This is a genomic window from Thauera aminoaromatica, from assembly GCF_000021765.1.
Taxonomy (GTDB): domain Bacteria; phylum Pseudomonadota; class Gammaproteobacteria; order Burkholderiales; family Rhodocyclaceae; genus Thauera; species Thauera aminoaromatica.
The window spans coordinates 2565824-2581293 of record NC_011662.2 but is presented as its reverse complement, the minus strand read 5'-3'; the positions used below and the strand labels follow the sequence as shown (position 1 = coordinate 2581293).

Below are 15470 nucleotides of genomic sequence, written 5' to 3'. Positions count from 1 at the left end.
CCGCGCCTCGTTCGCCTCTCTCCGCCTTCCTCCGCCTCGATCTGCTGCGGCCCTGCAAGGGTCGTCCCACGCGCATGAACGCTCCGCTCCCCGCCGATCTCCCTGAAGCCGCGACCGCTGCGCTGCTGCACGTCGAAGGACTGGGCGTGGCGATCGCGCGCACCGACGGCGAGGAGGTCCGCCCGGTCGACGGGGTGAATTTCGCCATCGCCGCGGGCGAGACCTTCGCCTTGCTCGGCGAATCGGGCTGCGGCAAGTCGATGACCGCGCTCGCGCTCGCCCGCCTGCTGCCCGACGGCGGCCGCATCGCCGCGGGCAGCGTGCGCCTGGGCGACGAGGACCTGCTCGCGCTGCCCGAGGCGGCGATGCGGCGGGTGCGTGGCGGGCGCATCGGCATGATCTTCCAGGAGCCCGCCACCAGCCTCAACCCGGTGATGAGCGTGGGTGCGCAGATCGCCGAGGCGCTCGCCGCCCACGGCTTGCGCGGCGCGGCGGCGCGCGCCGAAGCCTGTCGGCTGCTCGCAGCGGTGGGCATCCCCGACCCCGAGCGCCGGCTGCAGGAGTTTCCCTTCCAGTTCTCGGGCGGGATGAAGCAGCGCGTGATGATCGCGATCGCGCTCGCCGGCCGTCCGCGCCTGCTGATCGCCGACGAGCCGACCACCGCCCTCGATGTCACCATCCAGGCCCAGGTGCTCGACCTGCTCGCCGAGTTGCAGCGCCGCGAGGGCATGGCGATGCTGCTGATCACCCACGATCTCGGCGTGGTCGCGCGCGTCGCCCACCGCGTGGGGGTGATGTATGCCGGTCAGGTGGTGGAGAGCGGTCCGCGCGAGGCCTTCTTCGCCACGCCGCTGCATCCGTATTCGCGCAAGCTCTTCGCCGCGCTGCCCGAGGCGGCCAAGCGCGGCGGTGCGCTCGACGCGCCCGTGGGCAGCGTGCCGCCGCCCGACCGCCACTTCCCCGGCTGCCGCTTCGCCGAGCGCTGTCCGGCCGCCTTCGACCGCTGCGACGAGGAAGTCCCCGTCTGGCATGCGGTCGGCACGCAGGCCGTGCGCTGCCATCTGTACGAAGGCGTTGCGATTCCGCGCCGGTTCGTGCGCGAGACGGCGGGTGCGGCCGATGTCGTCGCCGCACGCCCGGCGCAGAGCGTGCTCGAGGTCGCCGAGCTGGCGGTGCATTTCCCGGTACGCAAGGGTTTCCTGCGCCGCACCGTCGGTCACGTGAAGGCCGTCGACGGCGTGAGCCTGCGCCTGCAGCCCGGGCGCACGCTCGCGCTGGTGGGCGAATCGGGCTGCGGCAAGACCACTGTGGGCAAGGCCCTGCTGCGCCTGATCGAGCCCACCGCCGGCCGCCTATGGCTCGATGGCGAGCGCTACGACGCACTGCCGCTCTCGGCGCTGCAACCCCTGCGGCGTGCGGTGCAGATGGTCTTCCAGGACCCCTTCGCCTCGCTCGATCCGCGCATGCGGGTGGGCGAGATCATCGAGGAGGGCCTGGCTGCGCTTGGCGTCGGCGCCGACCACCGCGCGCGCCAGGCCCGCGTGACCGAACTGCTCGAGCGTGTGGGGCTGTCGGCGGAGATGCGCTGGCGCTATCCGCACGAGTTCTCCGGCGGCCAGCGCCAGCGCATCGCGGTGGCGCGTGCGCTCGCGGTGGCGCCGCGGGTGATCGTGTGCGACGAGCCCACCAGCGCGCTCGACGTTTCGGTGCAGGCGCAGCTGCTCAACCTGATGCGCGAGCTGCAGCACGAGCAAGGCCTCGCCTACCTCTTCATCACCCACAACCTCGCGGTGGTGGAGTACCTCGCCGACGAGGTCGCGGTGATGTATCTCGGTCGCATCGTCGAGGAGGGCCCGATCGAGCGCGTGCTCGGCGTGCGCGCCCACCCCTACACCCGCGCGCTGCTCGCGGCGGTGCCGCGGATCGAGGGCGCGGGCGGCGCGGCACCGGACGTGGGGGGCACAGGCGTTGCGGGCGGGAGCACGGCGACCCCCGGCACGATCATGGCCGAGCTGCCGTCGCCGCTCGCCCCGCCGAGCGGCTGCCATTTCCATCCGCGCTGCCCATACGCCACCGACGTATGCCGGATCCGCTACCCCGCGCCCGCCGACCTCGGCCAGGGCCACCGCGTGCGCTGCCACTGGCCGCTCGCGCTCCGCTGACACCGGTTTTCTTGCAGGAGCGACGCGCGTCGCGATCGCGCGAGCGTTCAAGCGCCTGCGCTCGTCGAGGCGCTGCAGTCGCGACTGGCGTCGCTCCTTGTGCAGGGGGCGCGAAGCGCGGTGGGAGCCCCGGGACTCCATGCCCCCGCCGCCAGGATCAGCGCTTCTTGCTGCGCTTGGTGCTGCGCTTCTCGCCCGGGCGTTGCCTGGCCTTGGGCGACTTGAGGTGAGGCTCGCCGCTGCGGGCCTGGCTGGTGTTGAGCTTGAGGCCCGGTTGGCGGGCGGCGGTGGCGGCGAACGGGAGCAGGCTGGTCACCTCGAGCGCACCGTCCGGGTCGATGCCGTCGGGCACCAGCAGCGAATGGCCTTCGCCCGGCTGGCTGCCGGGGCCGAGGCCGTTGAGCCTGCGCAGCTCGGCCGAGCTCAGGCCATGGCGGGCGGCGACCGCCTCGAGGGTCTCGCCCGCGGCCATCACGTGCATCCGCCATTCGCCGTCCTCCTCGTCGAGCTCGGCGAGGCCTTGCTGCAGCTGCTCGGCGCGGTCGGTGGGCACGATGAAGATCTGCCCGGGCGTGGTCACCGCGGGGCGGTTGAAGCCCGGGTTGAGGGCGAGGAACTCGTCCAGCGGCATGCCGGAGAGCTTCGCCGCGGTGGCGAGGTCGACCCCGATCGGTGCCTCGACGCTGACGAAGTGCAGCTCGTTGGCGACGTAGGGCAACTCGAAGTGGAAGAGCTCGGGCTCGGCGACGATGTTCTTGATCGCCTGCAGCTTGGGCACGTAGTTCCGCGTCTCGTCGGGCATGCGCAGGTGCTCGTATTCGAGCGGCAGGCCGTCCTCGGCGTTGCGCTTGAGCGCGCGCTGCACCGCGCCTTCGCCCCAGTTGTAGGAGGCGAGCGCGAGGTGCCAGTCGCCGTGCATCTCGTAGATGCGCTGCAGGTAGTCGAGCGCGGCGTTGGTCGAGGCGATCACGTCGCGGCGCTCGTCCACCCAGTGGTCCTGGGTGAGGTTGTAGTGCTTGCCGGTCGAGGGGATGAACTGCCACAGGCCGGAAGCGTGCGCGCGCGAGTAGGCCATCGGGTTGTAGCTGCTCTCGACCATCGGCAGCAGCGCGAGCTCGGTCGGCATGCCACGGCGCTCGAGTTCGTCGACGATGTAGTAGAGATAGCGCCCGCCGCGCTCGAAGACCTGCTTGAGGAAGCGCGGGCGGTTGAGGTAGAAGCTCTGCTGGTCCATCACCCGCTGGCTGTCGAGGTCGGGCATGCCGAAGCCGCGGCGGATGCGATCCCATATGTCGTTGGCGTCGCGGGTGAGATCGAGCGTGAGCACGCGCGCCGTCTCGGGCGCGGACGTCGCTACCGCGGCGCTAGCGGCGGTGTCGCTGGCGGTGAGGGTGGCCGGGGCCGCCGTCACGTCACGGGCGGACGCGGGAGAGGCGAGGGCGGCAAGGGCGAGGGCGCAGGCGCAGACGGCCAGCAGCGGGCCATGCCTGCGGCCGCCGCGGGGCTGGGCGGCACAAGAAGCGGAAGAGGTCATCGGGGCTCAGAAGCGGTCCTTCCAGGCACGCAGCGCGGCGAGGCATTCGAGCGCATCCTGCGGGCGGCTGCCGGTGTGCGCGGCGACGGCCTCGATCACCCCGGGCTGGTCGCAGCGCAGGAAGGGGTTGATCGCCAGCTCGCGGGAGACGGTGCTCGGCAGGGTGGGTTCGCCGCGTGCGCGCAGCGTCTCGCAGTGCGCGGCCCAGGCGTCGCGTTCGACGTTCTCGGGCTCGGCCGCGCGTGCGAAGGCCAGGTTGGACAGCGTGTATTCGTGGGTGCAGAACACCCGGGTGTCGGGGGGCAGGGCGGCCAGGCGGGCGAGCGAGTGCTCGAGCTGGGTCGGCGTGCCTTCGAAGAGCCGGCCGCAGCCGGCGGAAAAGAGCGTATCCCCGCAGAACACCAGGCCCGGCTCGATGTCCATGCCGACGTAGGCCACATGGCCGGCGGTGTGCCCGGGCACGTCGAGGACGCGCAGCGCGATGGCGGGCGCGGGCAGGTGGATTTCGTCGCCGTCGGAGACGGCATGGACGACGCCCGCGATCGATTCGCGCGCGGGGCCGTAAACCGGTACACGGTGGCTCGCCACCAGCGCGGCGATGCCGCCGGTGTGGTCGGGGTGGTGGTGGGTGACCAGGATCGCGCCGAGCACGAGGCCGTGCTCGCGCAGGGCTTCCTCGACCGGGGTCGCGTCGCCCGGATCGACCACCAAGGCATGGCGGCCGTCGTGGACGAGCCAGATATAGTTATCGCGGAAGGCGGGAACGGGGATAATGTCCATCCCGCGAATTGTGAGGACCTGAGTGCCGATGTCAATCCTCCGGCTCGAGGAATGGCTGCAGACCCCGCAGGGGCGCTACCTGCTCGACTGGGAGCAGGACGGACTGGACCGCCTGGTGGCGGACATTTTCGGCTATCACGCGGTGCAGCTCGGGCTGTCCGGATTCGATTTGCTGCGCGCCAATCGCATGCCGCGCCGGATCGATTGCGGCCCGCAGGGTCGCGACCTGCGCTGCAGCGAATACGAGCTGCCCTTTGCCACCGGCAGCCTCGACCTTGTGCTGCTGCCGCATGTGCTCGAGTTTTCCGCGCACCCGCACCGGGTGCTGCGCGAGGTCGAGCGCGTGCTGGTGCCCGAGGGCAGCGTCGTGATCAGCGGCTTCAACCCGCTCAGCCTGTGGGGCCTGCGTCGCCTGATGGCGCGCCGCGGCGCGGAGGCGCCGTGGAGCGGGCATTACCGCTCGGCGATGCGCATCCGCGACTGGCTCAACCTGCTCGGCTTCGAGATCCAGGAGAGCCGCTTCGGCTGTTACGCCCCGCCGCTGCGCACGCCGCAGTGGCTGGAGCGCTGGGGCTGCCTCGACCGCGCTGGCTCGCGCTGGTGGCCGGTGCTGGGCGCGGGCTATCTGCTGCACGGGGTCAAGCGGGTGCAGGGCATGCGGCTGATCACCCCCCACTGGCGCGGCCGCAAGGCCGCGGCCAAACGACTTTCGCCGGTCGCCCAGCGCGACGGCTCGACGAGGAACATGCAGTAACGATGGAAGAAGTGGATATCTATACCGACGGCGCCTGCAGCGGCAATCCCGGACCCGGCGGCTGGGGCGCGATCCTGCGCTCCGGATCGCACGAGAAGGAGATCTGGGGTGGCGAGCCGGCGACGACCAACAACCGCATGGAGCTGCTCGCGGTGATCCGTGCCCTCGACGCGCTCAAGCGCCCGGTGGCGGCGCGAGTTCACACCGACAGCCAGTACGTGCAGAAGGGGATCTCGGAGTGGATCCACGGCTGGAAGGCGCGGGGCTGGAAGACGGCCTCGAAGGAGCCGGTCAAGAACGCCGACCTGTGGCGGGCGCTCGACGACGCGGCATCGCGCCACCAGGTGAAGTGGTTGTGGGTGCGCGGCCACAATGGCCACCCCGAGAACGAACGCGCCGACGCGCTCGCGCGCCGCGGCGTGGACGCGGTGCGCAAGTCCGGCGCCGCGGTGCAATGCTGAGCGGGAGCGTGCAATGAGACAGATCGTCCTCGACACCGAAACCACGGGCCTCGACTGGCGCAACGGCGACCGCGTCATCGAGATCGGCTGCGTCGAACTGCTCGACCGCAGCCTCACCGGCCGCCACTACCACGTCTACATCAACCCCGGGCGCGGCATCGACGCCGAGGCGGTGGCGGTGCACGGCATCACCGAGGAATTCCTCGCCGACAAGCCGAAGTTCGCCGATATCGTCGCCGACTTCGAGGACTTCGTGCGCGACGCCGAGCTGGTGATCCACAACGCGAGCTTCGACGTCGGCTTCCTGGATGCCGAACTCGAGCGCCTCGGGCGCGCGAAGCTGGGTGCGCTGTGCGCCGGGGTCGTCGATACGCTGAAGCTCGCCAAGGAGCAAAACCCGGGCAAGAAGGCTTCGCTCGACGCGCTCTGCGACCGCTACGAGATCGACAACGCGCACCGCGAACTGCACGGCGCGCTGCTCGACGCGGAACTGCTCGCCGAGGTCTTCCTGGCGATGACGCGCGGCCAGGAAAGTCTCATGATCGGGCTCGACGAGGAAGCCGCGCCGCGGGAGTCCGACAGCGAGGGCACGCCCGTGCTGCGCGCCGCGGTCCGGGTGTTGCGTGCGAGCGCCGACGAATGCGCCGCCCACGATGCAGCGCTCGCCGACATCGCAAAGGCGAACAAGGGGCTGTGCTTGTGGTTGCCTCCGGAGCCGGCGTCGGCGGGATGAGCGCCTGGCGGCTGAGCCCGCCGTGACTTGCCACGCCCCTGCAGATGCGGGAGCGTGCGCCGGCGCTCATGGAAGGCGATGCAAGTCGTGATCAGGGCGCATGGGATCTGCGACGGCGCCATGGAAGCGCCCGCTCGCGACTCGCATCGCTCCGCAGGTGCCCCGCAGCGCACCGGTTTCGTGCACGAGGACGCTGAAGGCTAGCGTTCGTCGCGGCGGACCTTCTCCAGGCCCTTGAGGATGTCGTGGCGGGAAATCTGCCCGATCAGGCGCGCGCCCTCGACGACCGGCAGGATGTGGTGGTTCCTGGCAAGGAAGAGTTCGATCGCGTCGATCAGGCTGGCACTGGCGCGGATCGAGACGACGTCGCGGTTCATGAAGTCTTCCACCTTCCCTTCGTCGCGGCGGAAATACGAGGCGTCCAACGCCGCCTTGAGGCAGTCCTTCTCGGAGAGGAAGCCGATGAGGCGTCGGTTTTCGTCGACCACCGGCGCTCCGGAGAGGCCGCGCTGGAGCAGCAGACGGACCGCCTTGAGCAGATCGGTGTCCGGCGAGAAGGCGAGGTGGTCGCCGACCATGTAGTCCTTGACGAGAAGGGAGCCGAGCATCATGTCTCCGGGGAATCAGTGTGGTTGTTCGGCCTGCGCCGCCATCATGCGGGCCTGGCGCTTCGAGCACGGCTTCTTGCAGCCGAACTCGCAGTCCTGACCCATCGAGCCGAGCCCGCCACAGCTGCCGGAGATCGGCTTGCGCCCGAAAAGGACGCCAACCGCCATGGCCAGGATCACGAGGCCGACGACGAGCAGGGTGATCAGAAAAGTGTTCATGGTTTGCAGCTTATCGGGTTGCGGATGCACGGACATCCGATCGGGTGGACAATAACGCGGGCTGCCGGGTTCTGGCCATGGGGCCGTTCGAGCACGCGCGCCGGATCGACGCAAGTCGCGCGCGGGCGGCTCACATGCGCAGCACGCCGCCCGGGAGTTCCCCCGCGGCTTCGAGGCGCGTCACTGTAGGCAGGAGGTCGAGTCCGGTCTCGGCCTTGAGCTGGCGGGCGCGTTCGCGCAGTTCCTCGACGCTGCGTTCGATCGGCTCGCCGGCCGCGCCGAAGGCGACCACGTTGCCGCTGTCGCAGGACGGAAAGGCGAGCGCGCGGTCATCGAAGGCGCGCACGATGCGCTGCAGGCTGGCCTTGTAGCCACGCGCGCGGCCGAAGAGGTTCACCGCCATGATGCCGCGCGCCGACAAGCGCGCACGCACGGCCTGGTGGAAGGGCTCGGTGTCGAGCACGCCGGCGCGCGCATTGCGGTCGAAGCCATCGACCAGCACGTAGTCCCAGGTCTCGTCGTGCTCGAGCACGAACTGGGCGCCGCAGCCGAGGTGCACCGAGAAGCGCGCATCCTCCGTCGGCAGCTTGAAAAACTGGCGTGCCGCGGCCACCACCGCGGGAGCGATCTCGACCACGCGGATCCTGGCCTGCGGCAGGTGGTGATGCACGAAGCGCGCCAGCGAGGCCGCGCCGAGGCCGATGATCAGCACCTTGCGCGGCCAGTGCCCGCCGTCGGCGGCAAGGCCGTCGCGCAGCAGCAGGCCGGCCATCATCTCGCGGGTGTAGGCGAGTTCCAGTGCGTACGGCTTGCGGATGCGCATCGCGCCCTGGATCCAGTCGGAGCCGAAGTGCAGGTAGCGCACGCCGGCTTCTTCGGAGATGTCGATCGGCGGGTTCATGTGTTGCGGTCTCCGGCCAGGCGCTTGAGGGCGTAGAGGCGTTCCAGCGCCTCGCGCGGGCTCAGTGCATCGGGGTCGATGTCGGCGAGCGCGCTGAGCACCGGGTGCGACAGCGGCGCGTCCTCCGGCTCGGGCAGGGCGGCGAAGAGGTCGGCCTGCGGGCCGGCGTCGATCTCGCGGTTCTCCAGCGCGCGCAGCCGGCGCTTGGCGTCGCGGATCACCGCGGCCGGGATGCCGGCGAGCGCGGCGACCTCGATGCCGTAGCTCTGGCTCGCCGGGCCTTCTTCGAGCGCGTGCAGGAAGACGATGCGGTGGCCGTGCTCGACCGCGTCCAGATGCACGTTGGCGCACTCGGGATAGTCGGCGTTGAGCCGGGTGAGCTCGAAATAATGCGTGGCGAACAGTGTCAGCGCGCGCGACTTCTCCAGCAGGTGGCGGGCGATCGCGAACGCGAGCGCGAGGCCGTCGAAGGTCGAGGTGCCGCGGCCGATCTCGTCCATCAGCACCAGGCTGCGCTCGGTGGCGCCGTGCAGGATGGCGGCGGCCTCGGTCATCTCGACCATGAAGGTCGAGCGCCCCGAGGCGAGGTCGTCGGAGGCGCCGATGCGAGTGAAGATGGCGTCGAGCGGGCCGAGCTCGACGGCATCCGCCGGCACGAAGCTGCCGACATGGGCGAGCAGGCAGATCAGCGCGACCTGGCGCATGAAGGTCGATTTGCCGCCCATGTTGGGGCCGGTGATCATCAGCATGCGGCGCGTGGCGGCCAGGCGGGCGTCGTTGCGGATGAAGCTCTCGACCTGGCGCTCGACCACCGGATGGCGGCCGCCTGTAATGGTGAGCCCGGGTGTCTCCAGGAAGCGTGGCTGTACGTAGCCGTAACGCAGCGCGGCCTCGGCCAGCGCGGCGAGGCCGTCGAGCAGGGCCAGCGCGCGCGCGATGCGCTGCAGCGCCGGGATGTGGGCGGCGAGCACCTCGAGCACCTGGTCGTAGAGCGTCTTCTCGCGCGCCAGCGCACGCTCGTTGGCCGACAGCGCCTTGTCCTCGAAGGCCTTGAGCTCGGGCGTGATGTAGCGCTCGGCGTTCTTCAGCGTCTGGCGGCGGCGGTAGTCGTCGGGCACCTTGTCGGCGTTGGCGCGGCTGACCTCGATGTAGAAGCCGTGCACCTTGTTGAACTCGACCTTGAGCCCGGGGATGCCGCTGCGCTCGCGCTCGCGGGTCTCCAGCGCCATGAGGAATTCGCCGCAATTGGTCTGGATACCGCGCAGTTCGTCGAGCTCGGTGTCAAAGCCGGGGGCGATCACGCCGCCGTCGCGCACCATGGCGGCGGGCTCGGCGGCGATGGCTTGCTGCAGCAGGGCGAGCGGCTCGGGGGCGATGGCGAGCGCGCCGACGATCTCGGCGAGCAGCGGCGCCCGGCAGGGTGCGAGCGCGGCGGCGAGCTCGGGCAGCCGCAGCAGGCTCTCGCGCAGCGCCGAGAGGTCGCGCGGGCGCGCGCTGCGCAGCGCGATGCGGGCGGTGATGCGGTCGACGTCGGCCACGCCGCGCAGCGCGCTGCGCACCGCGAAGGCGATGCGGCCGTCGCGGCCACCGAGCGCGAAGCCGCCGGGGGCTGCGCCGGTGTGCTCGCTCATCTCGCCTTCGACCGTACCCACCAGCTCCGCCACCGCGGCATGGCGCGCGGCGGGCTCGGCGCGCTCGCGCAGCGGGTGGTGCAACGCATGGCGCAGCCAGCGCGAACCCATGCTGGTCACGCAGGTATCGAGCAGCGACAGCAGGGTGGGCGAGGACTCGCCGCGCAGGGTCTCGGTGAGCTCCAGGTTGCGCCGGGTTGCGGCGTCCAGGCGCAGATATTCCGACTCGCGTTCGACCACGAGGCCGGTGACGTGGGAGAGCGTCTGGCGCTGGGTGGCCTGGGCGTAGTCGTACAAGGCCGCGGCGGCGCCGAGTGCCACCGGCAGGTCCTCGACGCCGAAGCCGGCGAGGTCTCGCGTGCCGAAGTGGGTCGTCAGCAGCCGCGTGCCGGTCTCGGCGTCGAACTGCCAGTCGGCCAGGCGGCGCAGCGCGGGGGCGAGGGTGTCGAGGAGCGGCAGGGCGAGGCCGTCGGGCACCAGCACCTCGGCCGGGCGCAGGCGCTCGAACTGCGCCTGCAGTGCGTCCGATGGGCACTGCATGAGGCGGAAGTCGCCGTTGGCGAGATTCAGCCAGGCCAGCCCGAGCACGCCGCGGTGCAGGCTGGCGGCGAGCAGCAAGGAGTCGCGGCGGTCGTCGAGCAGCGCGGCGTCCGTGAGCGTACCGGGGGTGACGATGCGGCTCACCGCGCGCTCCATCGGCCCCTTGTTCGCGCCCGGCTCGCCCACCTGCTCGGCGATCACCACCGATTCGCCGAGCTTGACCAGGCGCGCGAGGTATTGCTCGACCGCGTGGAAGGGCACGCCCGCCATGCGGATCGGCTTGCCGCCCGACTGGCCGCGGGTGGTGAGCGTGATGTCGAGCAGGCGCGCGGCCTTCTCGGCGTCGTCGAAGAAGAGCTCGTAGAAGTCGCCCATGCGGTAGAAGAGCAGGGTGTCCGGATGCTGCTGCTTGATCCGGAGGTACTGCTGCATCATCGGAGTGTGGGCGCCGATCTCGGCCTCGCTCAGCGCGGCGGGGCGGATGGCCGTGTCGCCGAAGGGCGGCTTGCGGATTGCCAACTGAAGAAACCTCCCGGTTGCCGTGCTGTCGTCAGCAAAGGCAGGATTATCACCGTGGATCGAAGGAAAGACCGACTTGAACACACCCGACGCCGACACCCGCCGCATCGGCCGCAGGCTGGGCCTGCTGGCGACGCTCGCCTTTCTCGCGCTGGGCTGGGTGAGCTTCGACGGCGCGCTCGAGCGCCGCGAGGACCCCAACCGTAATCTCGTGGTCGCCCCCGGCGCCAGCGAGCTGGTGCTGCAGCGCAACCGCGCCGGGCACTACCTGCTGCCCGGCGAGATCAACGGCCGTCCGGTGCGCCTGCTGCTCGACACCGGCGCGACGCAGGTGTCGGTCCCTGCGCGCCTCGCCGCGGAGCTTGGGCTGCAGGCGGGCGCGCCGGCCTCGGTGCTGACCGCCAACGGCGCGGTCACGGTGCGCCAGACGCGCATCCCGCGCCTCGCCTTCGGCCCCTTCGAGTTCCGCGACGTGGCCGGCCACCTGAACCCTGGCATGCAGGGCGACGAGGTGCTGCTCGGCATGTCGGCGCTGCGTCACCTGGAGTTTACCCAGCGCGGCGACACGCTCACCCTGCGCGCGCCGGGTTCCGGCTAGCGGGCCGCGTTTTCTCGGTCCTCAGGCCCGCAGGTTGGCCGGGCGCCAGGCCTGGATGATCGGCAGCAGCTGGCCGAAGATCTTCGGCGTGCCGGCAACCAGGTTGCCGGTGGTGAGGTAGTTGGCTTCGCCCGACAGGTCGGACACCAGGCCGCCGGCCTCCTGGATCAGCAGCACGCCGGCCGCCATGTCCCAGGGCGACAGGCCCATCTCCCAGAAGCCGTCGAAGCGGCCGGACGCCACGTAGGCGAGGTCGAGCGAGGCGGCGCCCGGGCGGCGGATGCCGGCGGTCTTCTGGGTGAGTTCCTTGAACATCGCCAGGTAGGCGTCGACGTGGTCGAACTGGCGGAAGGGGAAGCCGGTGCCGATCAGCGCCTCGTTGAGGCGGGTGCGGCGCGAGACCCGGATGCGGCGGTCGTTGAGGAAGGCGCCGGCGCCGCGCGAAGCGGTGAACATCTCGTTGGTGTTGGGGTCGTAGACCACCGCGTGCTCGAGCACGCCGTTCTTCGTCTGCGCGATCGAGACCGCGTACTGTGGCATGCCGTGGATGAAATTGGTGGTGCCGTCGAGCGGGTCGATGATCCAGGTGTATTCGCTCTCGGGTCCGGACTCGCCGGACTCCTCTGCTAGAATCCCGTGCCCCGGGAAGGCGTCGCGCAGCACCTCGATGATCGCCTGTTCGGCGGCGCGGTCGACCTCGGTGACGAAGTCGTTGGGCGACTTGGACTGGACGGTCAGCAGATCGAGCTGGGTCGACGCGCGGTTGATGACGGACGCGGCGCGACGGGCGGCCTTGACGGCGATGTTCAGGGTGGGATGCATGCGGAGCGGTCTCGGTTAAAGAATCGGGGCCTGCCACGTGCGTCGGGCGCGCGCCGCCGCCCGCTTCATCGAGCCGCCGCGCGACCGCCGGGCCACGTTCCGGGCAGGCAGCCCGGCAAATTCGGAAAACGCGGAATTTTAATATGAATCGCCCCCTCGCGCTCGACCGCATCCGCGTCGTGCTGTCCCGTACCACCCATCCCGGCAACATCGGCGCCGCCGCGCGCGCGATGAAGACCATGGGCCTGCGCGAGCTCTGGCTGGTCGCGCCCGAGTCCTTTCCCGACGAGGTCGCCACCGCGCGCGCCTCGGGCGCGGCCGACCTGTTGGACGCCGCGCGGGTGGTCGGCACGCTGGAGGAGGCGCTCGCCGACACGGTCTTTTCCGCGGCGCTGACCGCGCGCCGGCGCGAACTCTCGCTGCCGCGCCTGCAGGCGCGCGACGCGGCGCTGGAGCTGGTGCGGCGCACGCAGGACGGCGCCGTCGCGCTGGTGTTCGGCAACGAGACCAGCGGGCTCACCAACGAGGAGGCCGCCTTGTGCAGCCTGCCGGTGACCATCCCCACCGACGCCGGGTTCTCCTCCCTGAACCTCGGCGCGGCGGTGCAGGTGCTGGCCTACGAGTTGCGCATGGCCGCGCTCGGCGACGCCGCCGCGCCCGCCGACCCGCAGCCCGAGCCGGCCACGCATGCCGACTTCGAGGGCTTCATGGCGCACCTCGAGCGTGCGGTCACCGCCAGCGGCTTCCACGATCCTGCCAACCCCAAGCGCCTGTTACCGCGCATGCGGCGCTTGTTCAACCGCGTGCGCCTCGAGCGCGAGGAGGTCGCCCTGCTGCGCGGCATGCTCACCACCTTCGAGACGCCGCGCCGGCGCGGCTGACCCCGGGGAGTCGCACCCGGCGAAGGGGCTGCGAGCACGGGCATGCAGCACGATGGACTGCCCGATGTGGGATAATTGCAGCCATGGTATCCGTCACCCACGCCATCTCCCAGGGCGACACCGCCCCCCCGATCGATCTGCTCGCGGCCGGCCTGGAGCCGACCGAACGCGAGCACATCGAAGCCGCGCTCGAATGGATCGCCGACCTCTACGAGGGCAAGGTGCTCGGCACCGGCGAGCCGACCTGGACGCACGCGATCGGTGCCGCGTTGATCGCGGCCTCGCTGCGTTTGGACGCCGAGACGCGCGTGGCCGCGCTGTTGTTCGCAGCCTGGGAGGAACTCGAGGCCCCCGCCGAGGAGATCGAGGCGCGCTTCGGTCCGGCGATCACCGCGCTGGTGCGCGGCCTGCACAAGCTCAACGGCCTGCGCGTGCTCACCCGCCTCACCACCAGCGCGAGCGCGCCCGAGATCCGCGCGCAGACCGAAGTCCTGCGCAAGATGCTGCTGGCGATGGTCGAGGATATCCGCGTCGTGCTGGTGCGGCTGGCCTCGCGCACCCAGACCCTGCGCTTCTACACCGACCTGCCGGGCGAGGCCCGCGTCGAGGTCGCGCGCGAGAGCCTGGACATCTACGCGCCGCTCGCCAACCGGCTGGGGGTGTGGCAGATCAAGTGGGAGCTGGAAGATCTCTCCTTCCGCTTCATCGAGCCCGACACCTACAAGCGCATCGCGAAGATGCTCGACGAGCGTCGGGTGGAGCGCGAGCAGTTCATCCGCGACTCCATCGAGCGCCTGAAGAGCGAGCTCGCCGCGGTCGGAATCGAGGCCGAGATCACCGGCCGCGCCAAGCACATCTACAGCATCTACAACAAGATGCGCAAGAAGCGGCTCGACTTCTCGCAGGTCTTCGACATCCGCGCGCTGCGCGTGCTGGTGCCCGAGATCAAGGACTGCTACACGGTGCTGGGTATCGTGCACCAGATGTGGCAGCCGATCGCGAAGGAGTTCGACGACTACATCACCAAGCCCAAGGGCAACAACTACCAGTCGCTGCACACCGCCGTGCTGGCGGGCGACGGGCGCGCGCTCGAGGTGCAGATCCGCACCTTCGACATGCACAAGCACGCCGAGCTCGGCGTGGCCGCGCACTGGCGCTACAAGGAAGGCGCCAGGCAGGGCGGCGACTACGACGAGAAGATCGCGCTGCTGCGCAGCCTGTTGTCTTGGCGCGACGAGGTTACCGATGCGGCGCACTGGGTGGAGCAGCTCAAGCGCGCCTCGCTCGACGACACGCTCTACGTGCTGACGCCGCAGGGCAGGGTGGTCGATCTGCCGCGCGGCGCCACGCCGGTCGACTTCGCCTACCGCCTGCACACCGACGTCGGCCACCACTGCCGCGGCGCCAAGGTCGACGGCCACCTCATACCCCTGAACACCCAGCTGGAGAGCGGGCAGACGGTGGAGATCGTCACCGCCAAGGAGGGCGGCCCCTCGCGCGACTGGCTGGACACGCGCCAGGGCTACGTCGCCACCTCGCGTGCGCGCAGCAAGATCAAGCAGTACTTCGCACAACTGGACGAGGAGGAGATCCTCTCGCGCGGGCGCAGCTTCGTCACCAAGGAGATGCAGCGCGACGGCCACGGCCAGGCCAACATCGACGGCCTGGCCGAGCGCCTCGGCTTCAAGAACGCCGAGGCGCTGTACCTGGCCGCCGGGCGTGGCGAGGTGGGCCCGCGCGCGATGCAGACCGCGCTGCGCGAGGGCAGCGCCCCCGAGCCGGCGGCGGAGGCCGAACCCGAGTTCGTGGTCAGCCGCAGCCGCTCGGGCGACAATCAGGACAAGATCCTGATCGTCGGTGTGGGCAAGCTGATGACCTCGCTGTCGCGCTGCTGCAAGCCCGCCCCGCCGGATGCGATCGAGGGCTTCGTGACGCGCGGCCGCGGCATCTCGATCCACCGCGTCGATTGCGCCGACTTCCAGGACCTCGCGCGCAAGCACCCCGAGCGCGTGATCCCGGCCGAGTGGGGCGAGAAGGCGCACGACACCCGCAACGCCCTCTACCAGGTCGACATCAACGTCCAGGCGAGCGACCGCCAAGGCCTGCTGCGCGACATCTCCGAGGTGCTGTCGCGCGAGAAGCTCAACGTCATCGCGGTCAACACGCTCACCAAGAAGGGCACCGCCTACATGCGCTTCACCATGGAGGTGGGCGGCATCAAGCAGGTGCAGCGCGCGATCACGCTGGTGCGCGAGGTGCCCGGCGTGATCGACGCTCAGCGCAAGTGAGCGCCGCCCCCGGCCCTGCGGCGGGCTTGCGCGGCATCG

General features: G+C 70.6%; 14 protein-coding genes. 7 read left to right on the top strand and 7 right to left on the bottom strand.

All coding sequences use genetic code 11. From position 1 onward, the window contains the following. The first annotated feature begins 74 nt into the window (after positions 1-74). Positions 75-2162, top strand: coding sequence for an ABC transporter ATP-binding protein (locus TMZ1T_RS11345; RefSeq protein WP_004320371.1), 2088 nt, complete (start codon positions 75-77; stop codon positions 2160-2162). A 157-nt stretch (positions 2163-2319) separates the two neighbouring features. On the opposite strand, the gene TMZ1T_RS11340 is transcribed toward TMZ1T_RS11345, so the two are convergent. Beyond that, positions 2320-3696 carry a transglycosylase SLT domain-containing protein gene (locus tag TMZ1T_RS11340; protein ID WP_012585467.1) on the bottom strand — a complete coding sequence of 459 codons (1377 nt, stop codon included), beginning with the start codon at positions 3694-3696 and terminating at the stop codon, positions 2320-2322. A 6-nt stretch (positions 3697-3702) separates the two neighbouring features. Beyond that, positions 3703-4476, bottom strand: a complete 774-nt coding sequence (gloB, locus tag TMZ1T_RS11335) for a hydroxyacylglutathione hydrolase (protein WP_004320376.1) — start codon at positions 4474-4476, stop codon at positions 3703-3705. A gap of 28 nt (positions 4477-4504) precedes the next feature. On the opposite strand from gloB, the gene TMZ1T_RS11330 reads away from it, so the two are divergent. The 3 genes from TMZ1T_RS11330 to dnaQ are packed head-to-tail and all read left to right on the top strand — an operon-like array spanning position 4505 to position 6424. Continuing rightward, on the top strand, positions 4505-5230 hold the full coding sequence (locus tag TMZ1T_RS11330) for a methyltransferase domain-containing protein (RefSeq protein ID WP_012585466.1): 726 nt from the start codon (positions 4505-4507) through the stop codon (positions 5228-5230). Between the two features lie 2 nt (positions 5231-5232). Beyond that, the gene (rnhA, locus tag TMZ1T_RS11325) at positions 5233-5691 is read left to right on the top strand and encodes a ribonuclease HI (RefSeq protein WP_012585465.1); all 459 of its coding nucleotides are present in this window, start codon (positions 5233-5235) and stop codon (positions 5689-5691) included. A gap of 13 nt (positions 5692-5704) precedes the next feature. Then, entirely contained in the window at positions 5705-6424 is a 720-nt protein-coding gene (gene dnaQ / locus TMZ1T_RS11320; RefSeq protein WP_012585464.1) for a DNA polymerase III subunit epsilon, read from the top strand. Positions 6425-6624: 200 nt separating this feature from the next. On the opposite strand, the gene TMZ1T_RS11315 is transcribed toward dnaQ, so the two are convergent. The 4 genes from TMZ1T_RS11315 to mutS all read right to left on the bottom strand — a co-directional run bounded on the left by TMZ1T_RS11315 (position 6625) and on the right by mutS (position 10755). Then, a complete protein-coding gene (locus tag TMZ1T_RS11315) occupies positions 6625-7032 on the bottom strand; it encodes a CBS domain-containing protein (protein WP_012585463.1) in 408 nt (135 codons plus the stop codon). Between the two features lie 15 nt (positions 7033-7047). Beyond that, positions 7048-7251, bottom strand: a complete 204-nt coding sequence (nqrM, locus tag TMZ1T_RS11310) for a (Na+)-NQR maturation NqrM (RefSeq protein WP_041589852.1) — start codon at positions 7249-7251, stop codon at positions 7048-7050. A gap of 130 nt (positions 7252-7381) precedes the next feature. Beyond that, a complete protein-coding gene (locus TMZ1T_RS11305) occupies positions 7382-8152 on the bottom strand; it encodes a fused MFS/spermidine synthase (protein WP_004328146.1) in 771 nt (256 codons plus the stop codon). Then, positions 8149-10755: a DNA mismatch repair protein MutS gene (mutS, locus tag TMZ1T_RS11300; protein WP_407083906.1), complete on the bottom strand. Its 2607-nt coding sequence runs from the start codon at positions 10753-10755 to the stop codon at positions 8149-8151. The genes TMZ1T_RS11305 and mutS overlap by 4 nt, the downstream gene beginning before the upstream one ends. A 163-nt stretch (positions 10756-10918) precedes the next feature. On the opposite strand from mutS, the gene TMZ1T_RS11295 reads away from it, so the two are divergent. Then, positions 10919-11440, top strand: a complete 522-nt coding sequence (locus tag TMZ1T_RS11295) for a retropepsin-like aspartic protease family protein (RefSeq protein WP_004308208.1) — start codon at positions 10919-10921, stop codon at positions 11438-11440. A 21-nt stretch (positions 11441-11461) separates the two neighbouring features. Here TMZ1T_RS11295 and TMZ1T_RS11290 read toward each other — a convergent pair whose 3' ends face one another. Continuing rightward, positions 11462-12262: an inositol monophosphatase family protein gene (locus TMZ1T_RS11290; protein ID WP_012585460.1), complete on the bottom strand. Its 801-nt coding sequence runs from the start codon at positions 12260-12262 to the stop codon at positions 11462-11464. Between the two features lie 143 nt (positions 12263-12405). On the opposite strand from TMZ1T_RS11290, the gene TMZ1T_RS11285 reads away from it, so the two are divergent. Next, a complete protein-coding gene (locus tag TMZ1T_RS11285) occupies positions 12406-13143 on the top strand; it encodes an RNA methyltransferase (RefSeq protein WP_004308205.1) in 738 nt (245 codons plus the stop codon). Positions 13144-13226: 83 nt separating this feature from the next. Beyond that, the gene (locus TMZ1T_RS11280; RefSeq protein ID WP_012585459.1) at positions 13227-15431 is read left to right on the top strand and encodes a RelA/SpoT family protein; all 2205 of its coding nucleotides are present in this window, start codon (positions 13227-13229) and stop codon (positions 15429-15431) included. Positions 15432-15470 lie beyond the last annotated feature (39 nt).